This window comes from Roseovarius sp. BRH_c41 (genome assembly GCF_000961715.1).
Lineage (GTDB): Bacteria > Pseudomonadota > Alphaproteobacteria > Rhodobacterales > Rhodobacteraceae > Roseovarius.
On sequence record NZ_LADY01000007.1, the window covers coordinates 92,385 to 114,255 of the forward strand.

Here is a 21,871-nt window from a genome sequence, read left to right on the forward strand (position 1 = left end):
GCTTGCGCTTTTTATCGCATTGCGAAGGAGGGATTGCCACCCTTGCCAAGAGCCAAATCCGCGCCCGGCGTTTCGAAGAGGGCAAGATTTCATTCCGCCGGTAGATGGCTTTTGGCCAGCGCAGCGTCGAGAGTCTTCTCAACGGCGCCGCGTGGTTTGGTGAAACGGGCCATCAGATCGTAAAGAATTGGCGTCACAAAGAGCATCAACGTCGTAGCCATGGCGAGGCCCGCGATGATCACTGTACCGACTGCGATCCGGCTTTCAGCACCTGCACCAGAGGCTGTAATCAGCGGTACGGCTCCTAAAATCGTTGAAACTGCAGTCATCATGATGGGGCGAAGACGCAGCACCGAGGCTTCGATCACTGCTTCGCGCACGGCGTATCCTTCATCGCGCAGTTGGTTGGCAAATTCCACGATCAGGATGCCATTCTTGGATATGAGCCCGATCAGCAGGATAATTCCAATCTGACTGTAAACATTGAGCGACAATCCGCCTGCTGCCATTGCGTAAATCGCGCCGGCGATGCCGATGGGAACGGTCAACATAATGACAAGTGGGTGCACAAAGCTTTCGAATTGTGCGGCAAGAACCAAGTAGACGATCAGCAGCGCTAGAAGAAACACAAGACCAACGCCACCTGAGGTATCCTGATAGGTGCGCGATTGGCCATCATATCCCAACTTGGCCTCTGGTGGCAGGATCTCTGCAGCAATTTCCTCTAGTCGGCTCAGCACGTCGCCAAGTTCGGCGTCGGGTGCCAGTGCGCCCGAAAGCTGAATCGAGGGCAAACGGTCGAAGCGTCGAAGTGACGGGGTTGCAGCGTTTTCCTTGAGGGTCACAAGAGCCCCCAAAGGAACCAATGTCTCACCGTCTCCGGCCCGAACGAAGATATTCGTGATGTCGGTGGGTGAGCGCCGATCTTCATCTTCGGCCTGAACGAGGACGGGGTATTCACGGCCTCGACTTACAAAGGTCGTAACCTCCCGCGATGCGAGCATGGTTTGCAACGTGGCTGCAATTGCATCCGCGGATATGCCCAAATCGTCGGCGCGCGCACGATCAATCTCTATGTCGAGTTGCGGCAGGTTCTGGTCAAAGTTGATCTCTGGGTTCACAAGGCCTTCGACACTTTCTGCACGCTCTAGAAAGGTTGTCGCCCAGTCTTTGACGCTCTCGAAATCGGGGCCTCCGATCACTATCTGTACCGGGGTAGAGCTGCCGCGTAAGCCAAGCCCCGCAGGTGTTACAGGGAAGCCGCGCGCAATGGTGACATTCCCCATCTGCGGAGCAATCTCCGACACGATCTCGGTTACAGAGCGCTCTCGGTCTTCCCAAGGAGCGAGACGGAAGACAACAAATGACCGCCACGGACGACCACCCCAACCTGTAAAGCTGAACACGGTTTCAATTTCACCGGACTCTCGCAGGGGTTCCATAATGGCTTCAACCTGACGGGCGGCCATGTCGGAATGTGCGACGGTCGACCCCTGTGGCGCCGTCAGCGGCACGAAGCCCACCCCCCGATCCTCACGCGGTGCAAGTTCGCGCGGAAGTCCATCATAAAAGAGCACGGCTCCTGCCGTTATCACAAGTGCCAACGGCAGGATAACAAGAGGCATGCCAATAGCACTGGTCAAGAGCGAACGATAAATGCGTTGAATCATCGTTGGTGGACGTGGTCCGGTGGGAGCGTTGGCGCGCAACTTGCGAGCGCTCAGAACTTTTGAAGCAAGCGCCGGGCAGGCAGAAAGCGCGACAAACGTAGAGATCGCCACCGTTCCAGCCATAACCCAGCCAAATTCGACAAACAGCCGTCCTACTTGACCGGGCATGAAGGATAGCGGCACAAAAACTGCAATCAACGTTAGCGAGGTTGCAATGACTGCAAATGTAACCTGCCGCGCTCCATGCATGCTGGCTACCAGAGGGCTTTCACCGTCTTCAATTCGGCGTTGGATGTTCTCAAGAACAACAATGGCGTCATCCACAACAAGACCAATGGACAGCAAAAGCGCCAGAAGCGTTAGCGTGTTGAGCGAAAATCCCCAAATTCCAATCAGCAAGAAGCTTCCGATCAATGAAACTGGAATTGTGATGAACGGCACAAGCGTCGCAGGGATGCTGCGTAGAAAAAGGAGGATGACCGCTATCACGAGTGCCAGCGAAATAAACAGAGCCACCACCACCTCGCGGATTGAGGCTCCGACAAAAAGGGCGTCATCGGACCCAACTATAATCCTCATGCCCGCTGGCAGGTTGGGCGCCAATGTCTTGATTTCGGCGCGTACGGCCTTGGAGATTGCCAGAGTATTGGACTGGCTCTGACGCAAGACCTGAACGCCGACAGCATCGGTGCCATTGGTTCGAACAATGGTTGAATCGTCTGCAACTCCCGGCACGACACGCGCCACATCGCGCAATCTGATTGGATATCCGGCCATCCTGTCCAAGACGATGTCACGAAAATCCTCAATGCTGCGCAATCGGCTGTTGAGACGGACTGTGAGTTGGCGGTTGGTCGATTCAACGTCGCCTGCAGGCAGTTCGAGATTATTGCGACGCAAAGCCGCTTCGACATCGGCCACCGTGAGGTTGCGCGCGGCAAGGGCTCTTCGATCCAACCATATGCGAACCGCAAAGGGTTGATCCCCAATGATTTCGACATTGGCGACGCCGTCAAGTGTGGCGAACCTGTCCACGACAAAACGGTCAATATAATCGGTAATCTCGGCTGTGGTCATGCGGTCCGACGTGACAGCAAGACGCATCACGGGATCTGCATCGGCATCACTCTTAACGACTTGTGGTTCGTCCGCCTCTTCAGGCAGATCACCACGCACTCGCCCCACAGCATCGCGGACGTCATTTGCCGCAACATCGATGTCGACGCTGGTCTCGAATTCGACGGTGACCCTTGATCTTCCCTGGCGGCTCTCGGAACTGATTGTGCGGATGCCGGATATGGAGGCTATGGCACCCTCCACCGTTTCCGTAATGTCGGTATCGATTACTTCAGGCGCTGCTCCGCGATAGGTTGTCGTGACAGTAACAACCGCATTATCTACGTCGGGGAGTTCCCGCACCGGAATATCGCGTAGGGCGGCCATGCCGAATATCACGATCAGAAGACTTGCCACCGCAGCCAGAACGGGCCGTCTGATCGAGATGTCAGAGAGGGTCATGTTGCACTCTCGGGCTGGGGTAGATCGGTTTCGGCAGTGGCTCCGGTGTCGGCCTCTAAGATCCTAAGCAAGGTGCCATCGCGCACCCGTTGCAGACCGCGTATGATCACGGATTCACCGGCCTCTAGGCCTGAGGTAATGGCGATCTGCCCATCCTTGCGTTGTCCTGCGATTACGGTACGGCGGCTGGCTTTGCCGTCCGTAGCGACAAAAACATAAGTTTCGGCTGCTTGGAAAACGATAGCCTCTTCCGGGACCGTGACTTCTTCGCTCTCTGATAGGACCAGCGTCAGTGACAGGAACATCCCTGCAGGGAGTGTGCTATCGGAGTTTGGGATTAACGCGCGGGTGCGAAAGGCGCGGCTGACCGGGTCTATGCCACTGTCCACAACATCCACGGTGCCATTGAACACGCGATCTGCGAAGGCCGCGCTGCGCGCGGTCAGTGGTTGTCCCTTCTGCACTTGCCCATAGATCATCTCGGGCAGGGAGAACTCGACTTCGACCTGGCTCAAGTCGTCGAGCCGGGTGAGGACCTCGCCTTCTGTGACGCGTGCGCCCACATCGAAGTTTGTAAGCCCGACGATGCCTCCAAAGGGCGCTGTGATGGTTCGATCGTCAAGGCGCCTGCGTGCGCGCTCGACCTCTGCCTCAGCTTCTGCGAGACGTGCGATCGCCTCTTCCTCGGTGGCTTTCGATACGGCACTGGTCTGACGCAACTGACGTGTGCGTTCCAAAGTCTGACGTTGTTCAATCAGAACAGCCTCGGCTTCGGCTAGATCCGCGCGCTCGATCGTATCATCAAGGCGCGCCAACACGTCGCCTTTTTCCACCTTCGTCCCCGGAGAGATGGACAGCGCGATCAAGCGCCCGTCGACTTCTGGAACAATGTCGATGGATTTCAAGGCCCGCGTCGTCCCAACCGCTTCAATTGTCTCTTGGAGCGTACGTCTTTCGGCTGATGTCACTTCAACAGTTACAGGTCGCTCTCCATCGGGCGCGGTCTCTGCGGCGGCATTGGGCGCGAAATAGGTCTGGTATGCCAAATACCCGCCGTAAGATGCTGCACACATCAGACAAAGTACTACCAGTTGTTTCCATATCTTCATATTGGCCGGGGTCCCGTTCTCTGGTGCCCCGCGATGACGCGGGAAGTCTGATAGCGAAGTGTATGCCGTGGAACCTATAGTAAGCCAGATGAAAGGCAACTCTAAGTGAGTTTTTCAGCGTTTCTGATTGTGCTCTTTGAGCTGTGCCAGCGTCGCTTGCAACAGCTCTGGGATTGCCACGCTGGTTGTTGCTATTGTGGATTCGTCTCCAGTGCGCAGGGCTACTTCTGTGAGTCCCAGAAGGGCCTGTAACCTGAGCGCGCCTGTTGAGGCGGCTGTGCCAGCAAGTTTGTGTATGTGATCTGCGAGGTCGTTGTCGGATCGTCTGTCTTGCTGATTGAGTGCAACGAGGATCGCAGAACCTTCGGCCTCGAACTCTGTGATAAGCCGGTCAATCCGCTCTTGAGGCAAGGCTGAACGCAATTGTGTTAGGTATGTGGAATCGACACAATACGTCGTGTCCGCGGAGCTGACGCCTTGGGTGGCCGTCTGATTGATGACGGCGCGCAAAGCTTCGCGACGCAGAGGTTTCGTTTCGACCCTGTCAAAACCTGCGGCTTCCAGATCGCCGCGGTCCTCCGCCCGCACATGCGCTGTCAGGGCGACGATGGGTGTCTTTGAATTCGGGCCCCGGCTGGCTCTGATACGGCGCGTAGATTCTCTACCGTCCAGCCGCGGCATGCTGATATCCATTAAGATCAAGTCATATTGCTCAGCTGCCGCGCATTCCAACCCTTCCATGCCATCACAGGCAAGCTGGACTTTGTGACCATCGTTGGTCAGCATGCTCTCCAGCACAAGACGGTTGGTGGCATTGTCCTCGACAACCAGAATATTGAGGGTTCGATCGGATTTTTTCCTTGGGGGTAGGGGGACATGGGAAGGCTCCGGCGCTGCGACTACGCCTGTTGCCGGGGGCAGGGGCAGGCGCACCCAAAATAGGCTGCCTTCTCCAAGTTCACTTTCGACGCCAATGTTGCCTTTCATAAGCTTGACCAGTTGGCGTGCAATGCCGAGCCCAAGACCCGTCCCCTCGGGTCTGTCACCCGAGATGTCCTGAACACGCATAAAATCATCAAACACTTTCGGTAGGTCGGTCTCACTTATACCAATGCCGGTGTCTGTGACCTGAAATTCCACCTCGTCCAAACCGCTCTGGCTAGGGTCATGTCGCGTCACGTCCAACGTGATTTCGCCATCCTTGGTGAATTTGATTGCATTCGAAACGAGATTGAGGAGCACTTGATAAATCCGTGCCCGATCTCCTATGCTTCGTCCAAGCCCAGAGTGGGGCCTGCGCAGGCGAAGGGCATTTCCTCGGGCCTGTGCCGGCCCCTGTTGGGTTTCAACCAACTCTTCCAGCAATTGGTCCAGATCAAAGGCCGCAGGTCGCAGGACGATCTGTCTTGCAGCGGCTTGGGTCAAATCCAGCGCATCGGTGATTTGCGTCAAGAGGAGTTGACCCGACGACCGCATGATCCGGGTGAACTTCTCTTGGTCGGGCGTTAACCCAGTATCGTCCAGCAGTTCAAGCGCTCCCAGAATACCATTCAGCGGTGTGCGCATTTCGTGACTGATCATCGCGAGAAATCGTGCTTTGGCTCTCTCTCCTGCAAGTGCCCGGTCGCGGGAGCTAGCGATTTCGGCCTCGGCGGCGATCCGTTCGGAAATATCCCGAACAAAGCAGATGCAAATTGTGGTTTGGCCCCGCTTTGCAAGATCCGCCGACAACTCAGCTGCAAACTCGCGGCCTGCGAAATTGCGAACTATCACATCCTCTCGGCGCACTGGACCGTCGACGCATGTCTCTCGCAATACGTTCGCATCAAGTGGCTTCAACCGTCCATCAGCTTGCTTGTAAAATAGAAATTCACTTAGTTTGACTGGAGTTGCAGGATCTCCTGAAAGTTCCAGCAAGTCACCTGCGCGCGCATTTGTATCTTCGATGCGCCCATCTGGGCCAACGACCAGAACGGCATCCTGCGAGGTGTTGAGGATGGTTGCCAGCCTATTTGATGTACTCGTACTTTGCTCGGCCTGCCTGCGATAGCTGCGATACAGGCGCCAAACCAAGAATAAGAGCGAAGAGAGGGCCGCAAGCATCATGACACTGAGTGCCGCCATCGAAAGAATTTTTGCGGTGAGGCCGGCGCGTTCCGAATCCGAGCGCTTGGCATGCGCGGCCAGTCCCCGCGTTGCGATACTTCGAATTGGGTCGGCCATTTCCAGACCGAGTGAGATCAGGCGGTCTCGTTCTTGAAATACTGTTGCCGCATCCGTATCAACAAGAGGTACCATTCTCGCAAGAAGGTCCCCGATGCGGTCGAGGTCTGCATGAGAAACATCCTGTGCCAAAACTTCGCGGTACACCCTGCCGTTCCTTAGGGCCGTTGCTCGGCTGTAGAGAACATCAAACTGACGCCGGACGTGATCGACTTGCTCAGGGTCAGGCGCTGACAAGGTCTGCAATGCGGCCAAGTACTTGAGCTGGTCAACCTCCAGGCGCGATGTCGTCCACTGTAGATTGTCTTGGTTCGCGATGCCGTAGTCGTCCAGTTGTACGAAAACCTTGCTGGTCATAACCACCGCCGCCACCATGCAGCCGATCGCAAACACGCTTAACGTGATCAGTAACAAGCGATGCTGGGTTGGTGACTTGCGAAGTCTCGAGGCGTGCATGATTTGCCTTATAATTCGTTACCTACATACAACTTGTTCTAGCCACTGACCGACAAGTACGCCAAACGCACCCCCTGAAAAATAGTTCAGTACCCTGGATCGGACTAGCGCTATGGTTGTATATCAATCAAAGTGATCCTTTGTCACCTAGGCCTATGGGTTTTCAGCGCCTTTCCATCTTGTATCGAACGTGGCGCGCAGCAAAGCTCTGGGGAGTGTTGATTGCCGTGAGGCCAAGTATTTCTATTCTTTCATTTTGTTGGTTTTATGGCGCAGAGACGTGCCGGTCGGCCTTTCGCTAAAGTTTTTGCTTTTTTTGTTGGAATGTGGCGTTTGGCGTCGAGCAAAAAGGTTGGAATGCACGGATGGGACCATGGGAACCACCACTGCTCTTGCGGGTATGCTGCGGTTTTCCAAGGTTTGACCAGCCCCCTATCCCGAAAGATAGGGGCAGCGCGGGGATTGGCATGGAACTTGCCACATGTGCAGAGGATATGGGTGACCTTGATGCGGGTTGCCGAACAATTGTCATGGCACCGAGCGCAGCTTATTATTTGAAATATAAGCAGAAAATCGGTGGCAGAGGGAAGATGCACTGATGACCAAACTTTTACTGGCCGACGACCACGATCTGGTGCGTGAGATGATCGCCGAGTACCTCCGGGTGCAGGGAGGCTTTGACGTTTTCGTGGCCGAGAGCCTAGAGAGCGCATTGAAGGTCCAAGAAAAAAATGTTCCTTTTCAGTTGGTTATGCTTGATTTGATGATGCCCGGAATGGATTCTCTGTCGGGCCTTGCCGTGATGAAATCGCGGGCGGGGTGTCCGGTGGCGATTTTGTCGGGGACGGGGACGCCGGAGGTGGCGCGGAGGGCGCTCAGATCTGGGGCGGCGGGGTTCTTGCCGAAAACGCTGGATCCACAGTCTTTGGTGGCTGCTGTCCACCATATGTTGTTGGGAGAGACCTATACGCCGCTAGATTTTCTTGAATCCGGCGATACGGAGGCGGAGGGGAAGGTGCACCTCACGCCCAGAGAGACGGATGTTCTGGTCGGCGTTCTGGACGGAAAATCCAACAAGGAAATCGCAAGAGACCTTGATATTCAAGAGGTTACAGTCAAGCTGCACCTCAAGACCCTATCCCGCAAACTCGGCGCCAAGAACCGCACCCAAGCCGCGATGATCGCCCGCGATATGGGGCTGACCTGAGGGGCGGCGCGTACAGGATGTACGTTTTGTACATGGGTTCTGTACGCAGGGGGAGGGGCGCGGTTGGCTTTAGTCGTCTTTATTGAACGGCGGGTGAAAAGTGGTCGGAGTAGCCTGTCTTGGACGGTTGTGCAGCGTGCCGCAAGTATCGGGTTGTCGACGCGAAGGGCGGATTTTGTTGAAAAAGTCTTCAACCCGAAATTCGGCGCGAAAAGTTGGAACGCAGTTCTCGCGAATAGACTTCTGGCAAATATCGTTTGCCACATCACCATTTTGCGGGAGGATGTTCCGCAAAATTGATCGCTATCGCTTGAAGGTGGAGTTTTTCAACAAAATCGGCGGATTCCGGACATTCGCTGCAGTACCGATTGATTGATACAGGCCTTGTCAAAGCAGGCCTTTATCGTGAGAGCCAAGGTCGGCAATCGACCGTCCATGTCGGGACGCGCTCTCCAGTTGGGGTTTCTCTACCTAATAACAATTATGAAGTTAGCCGATTCATGAAATATGGCCGCATTAGTTCTTGTTCGGCGGTAGTTTTGTTAAGATCAAAAGGAAGAATTAAATACCGTAAGAAAACGCCTTCCTTATCTGGATCAATCCATAATTTCTCTGGGTTTAAGATAGTTCCAACAATGTAAAAGCCCGTCGTGTTCTGAATGTGCCCTACTTTCTGCGGTGGGTGAACTTGATACTGTACCTGTACCTCTGCGATGAATTGGCCTGGTTCTTCGCCAAAAAGTCCGTTCAAGCGCTCAGGCATAAATTCACCGTCAACAATAACATGCTCACGCATTGACATCTTGGCACCATCCAAATGATTGAGAACTAAACCACAGAAAAGAAAACTTCTTACTGGATCGGTGACAATAAAGTCATTTAGATTGAGCGCACGGTAAAACTCCGATAACTCACTTAGGAGCCGTTCTATATTTAGACAATCACTAAACTTGGATTGAATAGAGCGTTCATCATCAATACCAGGCCACAAACTTTTTGACACATTGGCAAGGTGATGTCGCGCTGCAGCACGATCCAACCTTTCATGAAGCAAAAAGTCACAAACAAGATCTACAGTCTTGTATTTACCTCTAAATTTAAGCGCCTCAATGCATGATCGAGTGTCAGACATTATCATTGCGACATCGGCTGAGATTGGAATGTCTAACTCTGCAGTCTTATCGAGGTAGAATTGTAGGCTCTTTAGTTTTCTTGGCTCATCCAAAACAGCTAGACTCCCTGCCGCGATCACATGCCTACATCTTCGCGGACCGACATGGCGAGCACCGCGGCGTGGGATGCAGTGAAGTGTAAGCGGTATCTGCGTTCACTGTCACGGTAATTTTCCGAGTTTACATGGCATGAGCTTGTCGATGCGAATCGCAAGGTGGCGCACTTTCCCGGCTCCAAAGCGCCGCACCGCATTCGATCCAAGTGTTCTTCATAGAAGATCCGTTGAGCCATCTGGAATGTGTTGCTGGACTGCATTTCTACGCCAGCGCCCAATCGGCTTTGGTGTAAATGCGGTTGTTTTACCCGCTGACCAACGATTGAGGCAATAGAAAAAACTGCCGGTGGATGAATGGCCGCAATGCGAAAGCTGCACCGCAGCGCTGGAAGTAGCTATCAAAGTCCGCTTCGGGCCGGTCGCGTTCCGAAGGGCACTTACGGTTTGCGCTTTTGAACTGTCCGTTTCCTGCGCATTGCCGACAGTCGTTCCTGATGAGCTGTAAGGTAGATCAGTTGTGGGGCTTACCTTCTCAAATGCTGCGGTAGCCCGGCCTTGGTTTGGGTATCCTCAAGAGACCCCGGATCAAGTCCGGGGTGACGGGGTTGGGGATACATTGGCGTGTTTGGGGGGAGGTTTACCCCAACCGCTGAGCCGCGCGGGGCCTGTCCGCCGGGGGGGCGCTGCTGCGGTGTCGGCTGGCAGTTTATGTCTGCCTCATACTTCCGCGTTTTCAAGGAACTGCTACGTTGGAAAAGCGCCCGCCCGTCACGCCAGAGGCGTGCCGACTAGAAGCGGCGCACCTTTGGTGCGACAGGGCGGACGGGCGCTGCGCGGCGGGCTTCGCCCTTGATTCCGCGCATAGGTACGTAGGGGTGAGGCGCGTGCCACTGGCGGATGGGTATTGGGTGGCGGCACCTGCGGCGCCTTGATTCCGCGCTTCGGTGATTGGGGGAACGTTTCGCTCAACGAAAAAAGGCGGCCCTTTTGGGGGCCGCGCTTTGCTCTTTTCGGGTTGGTGCCTTAGCCCCGGCGGCGGCTGCGGCTTCCGGCGCGGCCGCCGGTGCGGACCTCTTCGCCGGGTTTGGGGGGGGCTTTGTTGAACTTGATCCAGTTGCCGCCGTGCGGGTCGGCGTTCATCAGGAAGTTGGCGGCCATGATCGCCTCCATTTCCTTGCCCGGACGGGCCTTGGTCGAGCCCAGGCCAAAGAGTTGGCAGAAGGTCTCGTCGTCCATATCGTCGGGCAGGATGAGGCCGGAGGCGGCGACTTCGGCCTTTTTCGCCTCGATCTCGGCCTGTTTCACCGGCAGCGCGATCGGGTTCATGATGGCGGAGGTCATGCCCGCCTGCATCGCCATCGGCAGAAAGGCATTGTTGATGCCGTGGCGGTTGGGCAGGCCAAAGGAGATGTTGGAGGCACCACAGGTGGTGTTGACGCCCAGCTCTTCGCGCAGGCGGCGCACGAGGGTAAAGACCTGACGACCGGCGGTGCCCATCGCGCCCACCGGCATGACCAGAGGATCGACCACGATGTCATGCGCGGGGATGCCGAAATCGGCAGCGCGCTCGACGATTTTCTTGGCGACGGCAAAGCGGACGTCGGGATCCTCGGAAATGCCGGTGTCGTCGTTGGAGATGGCCACGACCGGCACGTTGTATTTCTTGACCAGCGGCAGCACGTATTCGAGGCGGTCTTCCTCACCCGTCACCGAGTTGAGGAGGGGGCGGCCATGGGCGGCCTTGAGACCGGCCTCAAGTGCTGCGGGCACCGAGCTGTCGATGCAGAGCGGCAGGTCGACGAGGCCCTGAACCAGCTCGATCATCTTGGTCATCAGGGGCGGCTCGGTCTCGTTCGGGTTGGGGTTGGAGTTGTAGACCACGCCCGCATTGATATCGAGCACGGTGGCGCCAGCGGCGGCCTGTGCCAGAGCATCGGATTCCACGGTCGAGAAATCGCCTGCCTCAAGCTCGGCTGCGAGCTTCTTGCGGCCCGTGGGGTTGATGCGTTCGCCAATGACGCAGAACGGCTCGTCAAAGCCGATGACGGCGGTTTTGGTTTTGCTCTCGACGATAGTGCGGGTCATGTGTGGTCCTTCAGGATGCGTTGGCAGGGGTGGCGGCGGCACCGCCATTGGCGATGGCCCATTCGGCATTGCTCTTGATCCCGCCGAGCGGGAAGAAATGCACATGCTCGATGTTGAACTCGGGGTTGGCGGCCTTGTGGGCGGCCAGTTCGGTCAGAACTTCGTTTGGCTCGTAGGGGAGCAGGAGTTTCGAGACATCCATGGCGCGTTTCTGCAGAACCTTGAGCGAGGGGCCGACACCGCAGGCGATGGCGAATTTGATCAGGGTCTGCAGCTTGGCGGGGCCGGCGATGCCGATGTGGATAGGCAGGTCGATGCCTGCCGCCTTGAGATTGTCGGCCCATTGGATGATCGGCTTGGCCTCGAAGGCGAATTGGGTGGCGAGGGCCATTTTCGCGTCGGTGGTTTCAGAGAATTTCTGTTTCCAGCGCAGCGCGTCCTCGACGTTTTTCATGCTGCCATCGGGGTCGATGTCACGGTTGCCTTCGGGGTGGCCTGCGACATGCAGGCGCTTGAAGCCCGCGCGGTCGAATTCACCGGATTGCATCAGTTGGATGGAACTGTCGAAATCGCCATGCGGGGTGGTGACGCCTCCGGCGAGGAGGAGGGCCTGATCGACGCCAGCCTCACCTTGGTAGCGGGCGATCCAATCGGCGAGGGTGGCGCGGTCCTTGATGATGCGGGCCGGGAAATGGGGCATGACGGGATAGCCGTCCCGCGCCAGACGCGCGGCGGTGGCGACCATATCCTCGATCGGGGTGCCCTCGATATGGGCGATGTAGACGCGGGTGCCGGTGGGCAGCAGGTCGCGGAAATTCTCGATCTTTTCGGCGGTGCGGGGCATCACCTCGACGGAATAACCCTGCAAGAAGGCCTCGAGTTGGCCATTGGCGGGGGTGAATTTCTCACGCTTCTTGAAGTTGAAAAGTGCCATCGCGGCCTCCCATAGAGATCCAGAGCGCATTCACGCCCAGCCATCATTCGCGATCAGGGCCTTGATGCGCTCCTGATCAAACTCTGCGTCGATCCGGGCCGCCTCGGATTGGGCGACGGCGTCGGGTTCGCCTTCCACGGGATAGGGATCAGCCTTGCGCCATTCGGCGAGGTAGGCGTCGGTGCCAGCGGCGCCGCATTTCATCGCCGCGCGGTCGATGGCCTGCTCGAAGCGCTCGGGCAGTTGAACCTTGCTGCCGCGGCGGCCCTTGCCGACGATGACCTGAGCGGGGATGTCCCGCCAGTAGACGATGGTGACGTCGACCATGGTTGATTCCTTTTTCCTTCGTGGTCCCTACCTAATGCAGGCTGGGCGATGCGCAGGGTCCGATTTCGACAGAACGGGAGCGTCATGCGACGTGGCCACCTTAGCGGCGCGCGGCGCGGCGAGCCATTGGGCGAGATGCGAAAAATACTCATCATCGTTATGACCCGTCGCAACGCTTGCGTGCGCGCCCGCTTCGGACTAGTTTGGAGGTAACTTGAAATGGAGGGCGTGTTGCTATGACGCCCAAGCGTCCCGAAAGTGCGGGCGCGGTCCCGAAACCGGTTGAGAGCCCCGCACTGACCCATCTGGATCAGGGGCCGCTCTATGCGGCGCTTGATCTGGGAACAAACAGTTGCCGGATGCTGATTGCCCAACCCGAGGGCCATCAGTTTAAAGTCGTGGACAGTTTTTCGAAATCAGTGCAGCTGGGCGCGGGGCTTGAAAGCTCTGGACGTCTGTCGCGCGCCTCAATCTATCGGACCATTCAGGCGCTTCGCGTTTGCAAGCAGAAGCTGAAGCGGCACCGGGTGACGCGCATGCGGCTGGTCGCGACCGAAGCCTGTCGTCGCGCAAGCAATGGCGCGGACTTCATGGCGCGGGTCGAGCGCGAGACCGGTCTCAAGCTCGATATCATCGCGCCTCAGGAAGAGGCACAATTGGCTGTGGTGTCTTGTGCGCCGCTGGTCAGTCTGCGCACCGATCAGCTCTTGGTGGTGGATATCGGGGGCGGGTCCACGGAGTTGGTGTGGATTGACCTGACGGCCGTGCCGCATTCCGAGCGGCGGCGTGCCATCATGCGGATGCATATGGGGTTTCATTCCAGCCCGGTCGGTCTGCCTGCGGCCAAGGTGGTGGATTGGATCAGCGTGCCCTTGGGTGTGGCAACGCTGCGCGATCAGTTCCGGGATGTCGAGGATGACGCGGCGCGGTTTGCGTTGATGAGCTGGTTCTTTGAGGAGAACCTTGCGGAATTCGCGCCCTACAAGGATGAGCAGTCGCGCGAGGGGTTTCAGATCGTGGGCACCTCGGGCACGGTGACGACGGTGGCGGCCAGCCACTTGAACCTGCGGCGCTATGATCGCAACAAGGTGGACGGGCTGACCATGACAAGTGACGAGATTGATCGGGTGATCCGGTCCTATCTGACGCTTGGTCCGGCGGGGCGCAGACGTGATCCGCGCATAGGTCAGGACCGGCAGGCGCTGATCATGTCGGGGGCGGCGATCTTGCAGGCGTTGTTGCGCTGCTGGCCGACGGATCGGCTGAGCGTGGCGGATCGAGGCCTGCGCGAAGGCATGCTCTACGCGCAGATGGCGGCGGATGGCGTATTGACGGACGGAGAGGCATGATGGTGGAGGACGGTCCGGCGCAATCACAGACTATCTGGCCTATGCCGAAGTTTTATTTCCGGGTGGCATGGGACACGTTGGAGCTGACTTTCCAAGAGGTGTCTGGGCTGGAGGTGGAAAGCCAGCCGATTGAATATCGCGCGGGAAATGCGCCCGAGTTTTCGCAGGTGAAAATGCCGGGACTCCTGAAATCGAGCACCATCACCCTGAAAAAGGGGGTATGCGCCACGGAGAGCAAAATCTTTGACTGGTTTTCCGAGATCAAGATGAACGTGATCAAGCGTAAAGATCTGACGATTGCCTTGCTGGATCAAAGTGGCGCGCCGACGATGATCTGGCGGGTCAAGAACGGCTATCCGGTCAAGGTGACAAGCAGCGCTCTGAAGGCCGAGGGCAATGAAGTGGCGATTGAAGCGATTGAGATCGCTCATGAAGGGCTGACAATTGAAAACGTGTGAGGCAGACTAGATGGCCAAGACACCGGATGGCAAGAATACCTCGGGGCGCGGGCAACGCGATCTGACGGTCAAGGTCAAGACGGCGCGTGGGCGCACATCGTCGTCGACGCGCTGGTTGCAGCGGCAGTTGAACGACCCCTATGTCAAGCGGGCGCAGATCGAGGGCTATCGCGGTCGTGCGGCCTTTAAGATCATGGAGTTGGATGACAAGTTCCGGTTTCTGGTGCCCGGCGCGCGGGTGCTTGATCTGGGCTGTGCGCCGGGGGGCTGGTGTCAGGTGGCGGTGCCGCGTGTGAACGCCCTCGGCGAGAAGAAGGGCAAGGCGATTGGCCGGATCGTGGGAGTCGATCTGCAAGAGGTGGAGCCGATTGCGGGATGCGAGATCCATCAGCTTGATTTCATGGCCGACGATGCAGACCAGCAAGTCAAGGACTGGCTGGGCGGCAAGGCGGATGTGGTGATGTCGGATATGGCCGCCTCAAGCTCGGGTCACAAGCAAACAGACCATTTGCGCATCATCGCGCTCTGCGAGGCGGCGGCCTATCTGGCGTTTGACGTCCTGGAGGTGGGCGGCACATTTGTGTCCAAGGTTCTGGCAGGTGGGGCCGAGGGCGAGTTGCAGACGCTGCTGAAAAAGCGGTTCGACAAGGTGGCGAATGTCAAGCCGCCCGCATCGCGCGCGGACAGTTCGGAGAAGTTCGTGATTGCCACGGGATTTCGCGGTTAGGCGCTCAGAACAGCGGCTGGGATGGACGGTCCGGCGCGATGGAGCGGCTGGCGGATTGTGCAAAGAGGCGCAGGTCGGCGGATAGAGTTTCGGGCAGTGCGGTTCTGTTCTGCGCCACATAGTGCGCCATGTTGCGCTGACGGAACAGCTCGAACAAGAGCGCGTGACGCGCTCTGTCGAGTTTGGGGCGGGGGCGCGGATCGGGGTCGGACATCTATGACCTTTGAGTGGCGGTGGACCAGGTATGCAGCAAAGAGCTTGTCAAAGGATTACGGCGATTTTGGCACATTAACTGTCCGAACCTATGGCATCGGGGGCAGGGGACGCACAGGAATGGCGCGCAAGGGCGGCTGAATGTCGGCAAGCGGTTTGCGTCTTGGCCCGAGTTGCGGGATAGTCAGCGAAAATGGGACTGAGTCAGATTGGGATCTGATCGGCGAACAACAGGAAAGGAAAGCCGGAATGCGGTATGAGGCACCTCAGGATGTAGAGGCCGCTGTGCGGATACTGGCCGCAGAGCAGGGCGCGTATGTGTTGGCGGGGGGCACGGATCTGTTGGTCAAGCTCCGCTCGGAGATGGTCGAGCCGGACGTGATCGTCGATATCAAGCGGATCGCAGGCATGAAGGCGGTGACGCCGGAGGCCGGAGGCTGGCGGATAGGTGCTGCGGTCTCGGGTGCCGAGATGGGCGAGCATGCGGGGCTTGTGGCGGCATGGCCCGGTGTGGTCGAGGCGGCGGGGCTCATTGGCTCGACGCAGGTGCAGGGGCGGGCGACATTGGCGGGCAATCTCTGCAACGCCTCGCCTGCGGCGGATTCGGTGCCGGCGATGGTGGCGGCGGAGGCGGTCGTGCGCGTGGTTGGCCCCAAGGGCACGCGCGACGTGGCGGTGATTGATATTCCCACGTCGCCGGGCAAAACCTCGCTGGGTGCGGGGGAGTTCATCGCGTCGGTGTTTTTGCCTGCGCGCGGCGAGCGCGCGGGCGATGCCTATCTGCGGTTCATTCCGCGCACCGAGATGGATATTGCGGTGGTGGGGTGCGGGATTTCCTTGAGTTTGGACGCGGCGGGCAAGGTTGCGGCGGCGCGCGTGGCGCTGGGGGCGGTTGGACCCAAGGTGATGTTGGTGGATGCAGCGGCGGAGGCCATTGTGGGTCGGGCGCTGGATGAGGCGGCACTGGCGGATTTGGCGGCGGCCTGTTCAGCGGCGGCCACCCCGATTGATGACAAGCGCGGTACGGTCGATTTCCGTCGCCATGTTGCGGGCGTTTTGGCGCGCCGCGCGGCGGTGATCGCCGAGGCGCGCGCGAAAGGAGAGAAGGCATGAGCCGGATACATGTGACGACGACGATCAACGGGGATGAGACCGAGTTTCTCTGTGATGCTGAGGCGACGCTCTTGGATGTGCTGCGCGACGAGCTGGGCCTGACGGGCACCAAGGAGGGCTGTGGCACCGGCGATTGCGGCGCCTGTTCGGTGACGGTGGATGGGCGGCTCTTGTGTTCGTGCCTGATGCTGGGGGCCGAGGCCGAGGGGCGTGAGATTGCCACGATCGAAGGGATGGCGGCGGGCGAGGTGCTGCATCCGTTGCAGCAGAAGTTCATCGAGATGGCCGCGCTGCAATGTGGCATCTGCACGCCGGGGATTCTGGTGGCGGCGAAATCGCTGCTCGAGCGCAACCTGGACCCGTCTGAGGAAGAAGTGCGCTATTGGCTGGCGGGCAATCTGTGCCGTTGCACCGGCTATGACAAGATCATCCGCGCCGTGATGGAAACGGCAGCGGACATGCGGAGGGCGTCGTGATGGCATTGGATGACACCAAGAAAATAAAGGATTTCAAGGTTGTGGGCACGCGGCCCAACCGGCCTGACGGGATCGACAAGGTGACGGGGCGCGCGCGGTTCGGTGCCGATGTGGTGGCGCCGGGGATGCTGACGGGGCGTATTCTGCGCAGCCCGCATGCCCATGCGCGGATCTTGCGGATTGATACCAGCAAGGCCGAGGCGCTGCCGGGGGTCAAGGCGGTGGTCACGCGCGCCGATTTCGGCGATGTGCCGGACCATGTGGCCGATGTGATGGATAATTGTCTGGCCGGGGCCAAGGCGCTCTATGACGGGCATGCGGTGGCGGCGATTGCGGCCAATTCGGCGGCGGTGGCGCGCAAGGCGATCCGGCTCATCGAGGTGGAATACGAGGTTCTGCCGCATGTGACGGATGTGGACGAGGCGATGAAGCCCGGCGCGCCGGTGCTGCATGAGGGGCGACGGCAGGAGACGGTGCCAGAAGGCCTGTCCGGCAATGTCATCGCGCGCTCTGAATTCGGGCATGGCGATATCGAGGCGGGGTTGAAACAGGCGGACCGCGTGGTCGAGCGGACCTATCGCACCGGGGCCACGCATCAGGGCTATATCGAGCCGCATGCCTGCCTTGCGACGATGAGCGCGGATGGTCAGGGCGATCTCTGGGTCTGCACCCAAGGGCATTACATGGTGCGCAATGTCTGTGCCGCGATCCTTGGGATGGAGCAGGGGCAGTTGCGGGTGACGGCGAGTGAAATCGGCGGCGGTTTTGGCGGCAAGACGGTGGTCTTTCTGGAGCCGGTTGCCCTCATGCTGGCCAAGAAATCGGGCCGCCCGGTCAAGATGGTGATGAGCCGGTCCGAGGTGCTTCGGGCCACCGGGCCCACGGCGTCTTCCTCGATTGATGTCAGGATCGGGATGAAGACGGATGGCCGGATCACGGCTGCCTTTGCCGAGTTGCGCTATCAGGGCGGCGCCTATCCGGGGTCGCCGGTTGATATGGGGTCGATGTCGGCCTTTGCGCCCTATGATCTTGAGAATGTGAAAACTGTCGGCTGGGACGTGGTGAGCAACCGGCCCAAGGCGGCGGCCTACCGCGCACCGGGCGCGCCGATGGCCGCCTTTGCGGTGGAAAGTGCCATTGACGAATTGGCCAAGGGATTTGGTCTTGATCCGTTGGCGGTGCGGTTGATGAACGGAGCGAAGGAGGGCACGAAAGCCTCTTACGGTCCAACCTATCCGGCGATTGGTCTGATGGCGACGTTGGAGGCGGCGCATACGCATCCGCATTGGACCGCGCCCTTGGGCGATAACCAAGGGCGCGGTGTGGCCTGCGGGTTCTGGTTCAACTTTGGCGGTGATACGTGCGTGAGCCTCAACGTGACGCCGGACGGGACGGTGACGGTCTCCGAGGGCAATCCCGACATTGGCGGGTCGCGCGCGTCGATGACGATGATGGCCGCCGAAGAGCTGGGCATTCCCTATGATCAGGTGCGGACGGTTATTGCCGATACCGGATCGCTGGGCCAGAACGAGGTGACGGACGGCAGCCGTGTGACATTCGCGGTGGGTCTGGCCACGATTGAGGCGGCACGCGCTGCCAAGCGTGAGATGTGCAAACGCGCCGCGATGATCTGGGGCATCGACGCCGATGCCGTCGAGTGGGAGGATGGGGCCGCGCGCCCCGCTGGTCCGAATGCGGGGAAATTCCCGCCGATGACCCTCAAGGAGATCGCCGCGATTGCCAGCAACACGGGCGGTCCGATTGCAGGACACCATGAGGTCAACGCCGAAGGGGCGGGCGTGAGTTTTGGCACGCATATGGTCGATGTTGAGGTTGATCCCGATACCGGCGCCACCAAGATCCTGCGCTACACGGTGTTTCAGGACGCGGGGCGCGCGGTGCATCCGGCCTATGTCGAGGGACAGTTTCAGGGCGGTGCCGTGCAGGGCATCGGCTGGGCGCTCAACGAGGAGTATATTTATGGCGAGGATGGGATTCTGCAAAATGCGGGCTTCCTCGACTACAGGATTCCCGTGGCCTCTGACCTTCCGATGATCGACACGGTCATTTTGGAAATCCCCAATCCCGGCCATCCCTACGGGGTGCGCGGTGTGGGCGAGACGCCGATTGTGCCGCCGCTTGCGGCGGTGGCCAATGCGGTCTCGGCGGCAGCGGGCGTGCGGATGACGCGCCTGCCGATGTCACCGCCGCGTGTGTTGGCGGCGATCCAAGAGGCCGCGCGCGGCTGATGGTCAAGGTCGTGCTCTGGGGGGCTTTGGCCGAGAGTGCGGAGGGCGCGCGCGAGGTGGTGGTGGAGGCCGCCACGCTGCGCGCGTTGCTTGATGGGCTGGGGGAGAAGTTCCCCGGCCTGCGCGCGGAGTTGGAGCGCGGCGTGTCGGTGTCGATTGACGGGCGCGTCTATAACGACAGTTGGTTCACGCCGATTGAGCCTGATAGCGAAGTTGTGTTGCTCAAGCGGCTCAAGGGCGGCTGAGCCGCGCGCATTCGCCGCTTTTCCTGCGGTTTCGCTTGGCCTATGCCGATGCGAGCATAACCGGAGAGTTTCCCCATGATGTCCGCCTCTGTTCCCCTGACTCGTGATCTGGTGCTGATCGGGGGTGGGCATGCACATGCGTTGGTGCTGCGGATGTGGGGGATGGACCCGCTGCCGGGAGCGCGGTTGACGGTGATCGACCCCAATCCGGTTGCGCCTTATACGGGCATGTTGCCGGGGTTGGTGGCGGGGCATTACCGGCGCGAGGAGCTGGAGATTGATCTGGTGCGGCTGGCGCGGTTTGCGGGCGCGCGGCTGATTGTGGGGGCGGTCACGGGGATTGAGGCGGGCGCGGGCCGGGTCACGGTCGCGGGGCGCGGCGCGATCGGGTTTGACGTGGCCTCGGTCGATGTGGGCATTCATTCGGGGATGCCACGGTTGCCGGGATTCGCCGAGCATGGGGTCGCGGCCAAGCCGCTTGGGCCCTTTGCGGGGGCCTGGGAGGGGTTTCTGGGCCGGGTGGCCGACGGGACCGCGCCGCAAGCGGCGGTGATCGGCGGCGGCATTGCCGGAATCGAATTGTCGATGGCGATGGCCTATCGGTTGCGGGGCGTTGCGGGGCGGGCCGAGGTAACGCTGATCGAGCGGTCGGTGGAGATTGCGCCGGGCGCGCCGGTGATCCGCCCGCGCCTGATCCGCGCCTGTGCGGCGGCGGGGGTGCTGATTGTGACGGGGGCCGAGGTGGCGCAGGTGACGGGCGCGGGTGTGATCCTGAGCGATGGGACCCAGATTGCGGCGGGGTTTGTCGCGGGGGCAGCGGGCGCGCGGGCGCATGGTTGGCTGGCAGAGACCGGATTGCCGGTGACAGAGGACGGGTTTCTGCGCGTGGGTGCGGATTTGCGGGTCGAGGGGCAAGAGGCGATTTTTGCCGCTGGGGATTGCGCGCATCTGAGCCATGCGCCGCGCCCCAAGGCCGGGGTCTATGCAGTGCGTGCCGCCCCTGTGCTGCGCGACAATCTGCGCGCGGTGCTGAGTGGGGGCAAGACGCGGCCGTTTCATCCGCAGCGCGATTACCTCAAGCTGATCTCTCTCGGGGGAAAATCGGCCTTGGGGGAAAAGATGGGCATGGCCTTTGGCGGGCCGCTCTTGTGGCGGTTGAAGGATCGGATCGACCGCAAGTTCATGGTGCAATTCGCGGAATTGCCGGCGATGGCTGCGGCGGAGGCACCGCGTCTGCGCGCCTTGGGTGGTGTGGGAGACGAGCCGCTTTGTGGCGGATGCGGAGCCAAGGTGGCACCGGGGGTTTTGCGCGAGGTGCTGGCGGCGGAGCTGTCGCGGGGGCGCGAGGACGTGCTGACCGGGCCGGGGGATGATGCGGCGGTGATCCGGGTGGGGGGCGTGCGGCAGGTGCTGACCACGGATCATCTGCGCGGCTTTACCGAGGATCTGGGGGTGATGGCGCGGATTGCGGCGCTGCATGCCTTGGGTGACGTTTGGGCGATGGGGGCAAAGCCGCAGGCGGCCCTGGTGTCGGTGACACTGCCGCGCCTGTCTGAGGTGTTGCAGGCGCGCAGTATGGTCGAGATCATGGCGCAGGCGGGCGATGCGTTGCATTGCGCGGGCGCTGAGATCGTTGGCGGGCATTCGACATTGGGGGCGGAGGCGAGCATCGGCTTTACCGTGACGGGAATTTTGGACGGCGAGGCGATCACGATCGCGGGGGCGATGCCGGGCGATGTGCTGATCCTGACGCGGCCTCTTGGCTCGGGCGTGCTCTTGGCCGCTGAGATGCGCGGGGTGGCCGACGGGCGCGATATTGCCGCCCTGCTGGCCGCGTTGCAGGTGCCGCAGGGGGAGGCGGCGGAGATCTTGGGGCAGGCGCATGCGATGACGGATGTGACGGGTTTTGGTCTTGCGGGGCATCTGATGGCGATGTGCCGGGCGTCGGGCGTTGCGGCTGAGGTCGATCTGGCGCAGGTGCCGGTCTATGCGGGGGCTGAAGGGTTGGCGGCCGCGGGGGTGCGGTCCACGATATGGGCGGCGAATGTGGCGGCAGCGCCGGTTGAGGGCGGGGCTGGGCCACGGTTGGCGTTGTTGCATGATCCGCAGACGGCGGGCGGGATGCTGGCGGCGGTTGGGGTCGATGCGGTGCAAGGGGTGGTGCAGCGGTTGCATGCGGCGGGCCATGAGGCGGCGGTGATCGGGCGGATTGTGGCGGGGCCGGTGGGGATCAGGGTGCGGGGGTGAGTTTGGGTCTCAAGCGATCCGCGCGGCGGCGCGTACC

The 21,871-nt window shown here is 59.9% G+C and carries 17 protein-coding genes; 9 read left to right on the top strand and 8 right to left on the bottom strand.

Annotated elements, in window-relative coordinates; translation table 11 throughout:
* Positions 1–89 precede the first annotated feature (89 nt).
* The 3 genes from VR71_RS02500 to VR71_RS02510 all read right to left on the bottom strand — a co-directional run bounded on the left by VR71_RS02500 (position 90) and on the right by VR71_RS02510 (position 6,976).
* Positions 90–3,188, bottom strand: a complete 3,099-nt coding sequence (locus VR71_RS02500) for an efflux RND transporter permease subunit (protein ID WP_045680886.1) — start codon at positions 3,186–3,188, stop codon at positions 90–92.
* Positions 3,185–4,234 carry an efflux RND transporter periplasmic adaptor subunit gene (locus VR71_RS02505; RefSeq protein ID WP_296429759.1) on the bottom strand — a complete coding sequence of 350 codons (1,050 nt, stop codon included), beginning with the start codon at positions 4,232–4,234 and terminating at the stop codon, positions 3,185–3,187. Before VR71_RS02505 ends, VR71_RS02500 begins: the two co-directional genes overlap by 4 nt.
* A gap of 177 nt (positions 4,235–4,411) precedes the next feature.
* The gene (locus VR71_RS02510) at positions 4,412–6,976 is read right to left on the bottom strand and encodes an ATP-binding protein (RefSeq protein WP_045680890.1); all 2,565 of its coding nucleotides are present in this window, start codon (positions 6,974–6,976) and stop codon (positions 4,412–4,414) included.
* A 598-nt stretch (positions 6,977–7,574) separates the two neighbouring features.
* Between VR71_RS02510 and VR71_RS02515 the strand changes: the two genes are divergently transcribed.
* Positions 7,575–8,183 (top strand): response regulator transcription factor, encoded by a 609-nt coding sequence (locus tag VR71_RS02515; protein ID WP_045680892.1) that lies wholly within the window; start codon positions 7,575–7,577, stop codon positions 8,181–8,183.
* Positions 8,184–8,664: 481 nt separating this feature from the next.
* Here VR71_RS02515 and VR71_RS24550 read toward each other — a convergent pair whose 3' ends face one another.
* From VR71_RS24550 to VR71_RS02535, 4 genes are all read right to left on the bottom strand, one after another.
* Complete coding sequence (locus VR71_RS24550; RefSeq protein WP_296429761.1) at positions 8,665–9,435, bottom strand: hypothetical protein; 771 nt, start codon at positions 9,433–9,435, stop codon at positions 8,665–8,667.
* 999 nt (positions 9,436–10,434) lie between these two features.
* Positions 10,435–11,496, bottom strand: a complete 1,062-nt coding sequence (locus VR71_RS02525; RefSeq protein ID WP_045680896.1) for a methyltetrahydrofolate cobalamin methyltransferase — start codon at positions 11,494–11,496, stop codon at positions 10,435–10,437.
* A gap of 10 nt (positions 11,497–11,506) precedes the next feature.
* The gene (locus VR71_RS02530; protein ID WP_045681049.1) at positions 11,507–12,430 is read right to left on the bottom strand and encodes a methylenetetrahydrofolate reductase; all 924 of its coding nucleotides are present in this window, start codon (positions 12,428–12,430) and stop codon (positions 11,507–11,509) included.
* A gap of 30 nt (positions 12,431–12,460) precedes the next feature.
* Positions 12,461–12,757, bottom strand: coding sequence for a virulence factor (locus VR71_RS02535; protein ID WP_009818582.1), 297 nt, complete (start codon positions 12,755–12,757; stop codon positions 12,461–12,463).
* Between the two features lie 236 nt (positions 12,758–12,993).
* Between VR71_RS02535 and VR71_RS02540 the strand changes: the two genes are divergently transcribed.
* From VR71_RS02540 to VR71_RS02550, 3 genes are read left to right on the top strand one after another with little or no spacing between them, the layout of a single operon-like run.
* Positions 12,994–14,106 carry a Ppx/GppA phosphatase family protein gene (locus tag VR71_RS02540; RefSeq protein WP_045680898.1) on the top strand — a complete coding sequence of 371 codons (1,113 nt, stop codon included), beginning with the start codon at positions 12,994–12,996 and terminating at the stop codon, positions 14,104–14,106.
* 41 nt (positions 14,107–14,147) lie between these two features.
* On the top strand, positions 14,148–14,564 hold the full coding sequence (locus VR71_RS02545; protein WP_254656431.1) for a phage tail protein: 417 nt from the start codon (positions 14,148–14,150) through the stop codon (positions 14,562–14,564).
* Between the two features lie 10 nt (positions 14,565–14,574).
* The gene (locus VR71_RS02550; RefSeq protein ID WP_009818585.1) at positions 14,575–15,291 is read left to right on the top strand and encodes an RlmE family RNA methyltransferase; all 717 of its coding nucleotides are present in this window, start codon (positions 14,575–14,577) and stop codon (positions 15,289–15,291) included.
* Positions 15,292–15,295: 4 nt separating this feature from the next.
* Here the strand turns inward: VR71_RS02550 and VR71_RS02555 are convergent, their stop codons facing one another.
* Positions 15,296–15,505, bottom strand: coding sequence for a hypothetical protein (locus VR71_RS02555; protein WP_009818586.1), 210 nt, complete (start codon positions 15,503–15,505; stop codon positions 15,296–15,298).
* A gap of 248 nt (positions 15,506–15,753) precedes the next feature.
* Between VR71_RS02555 and VR71_RS02560 the strand changes: the two genes are divergently transcribed.
* The 5 genes from VR71_RS02560 (at position 15,754) to selD (ending at position 21,834) form a co-directional block, all read left to right on the top strand.
* Positions 15,754–16,617: an FAD binding domain-containing protein gene (locus VR71_RS02560; protein ID WP_045680900.1), complete on the top strand. Its 864-nt coding sequence runs from the start codon at positions 15,754–15,756 to the stop codon at positions 16,615–16,617.
* A complete protein-coding gene (locus tag VR71_RS02565) occupies positions 16,614–17,093 on the top strand; it encodes a (2Fe-2S)-binding protein (RefSeq protein WP_045680901.1) in 480 nt (159 codons plus the stop codon). The genes VR71_RS02560 and VR71_RS02565 overlap by 4 nt, the downstream gene beginning before the upstream one ends.
* Positions 17,093–19,342, top strand: a complete 2,250-nt coding sequence (locus VR71_RS02570; protein WP_045680903.1) for a xanthine dehydrogenase family protein molybdopterin-binding subunit — start codon at positions 17,093–17,095, stop codon at positions 19,340–19,342. The genes VR71_RS02565 and VR71_RS02570 overlap by 1 nt, the downstream gene beginning before the upstream one ends.
* Positions 19,342–19,587 (top strand): MoaD/ThiS family protein, encoded by a 246-nt coding sequence (locus tag VR71_RS02575; protein ID WP_045680904.1) that lies wholly within the window; start codon positions 19,342–19,344, stop codon positions 19,585–19,587. Before VR71_RS02570 ends, VR71_RS02575 begins: the two co-directional genes overlap by 1 nt.
* A 75-nt stretch (positions 19,588–19,662) precedes the next feature.
* Entirely contained in the window at positions 19,663–21,834 is a 2,172-nt protein-coding gene (selD, locus tag VR71_RS02580) for a selenide, water dikinase SelD (RefSeq protein WP_045680906.1), read from the top strand.
* The last annotated feature ends 37 nt before the right edge of the window (positions 21,835–21,871 follow it).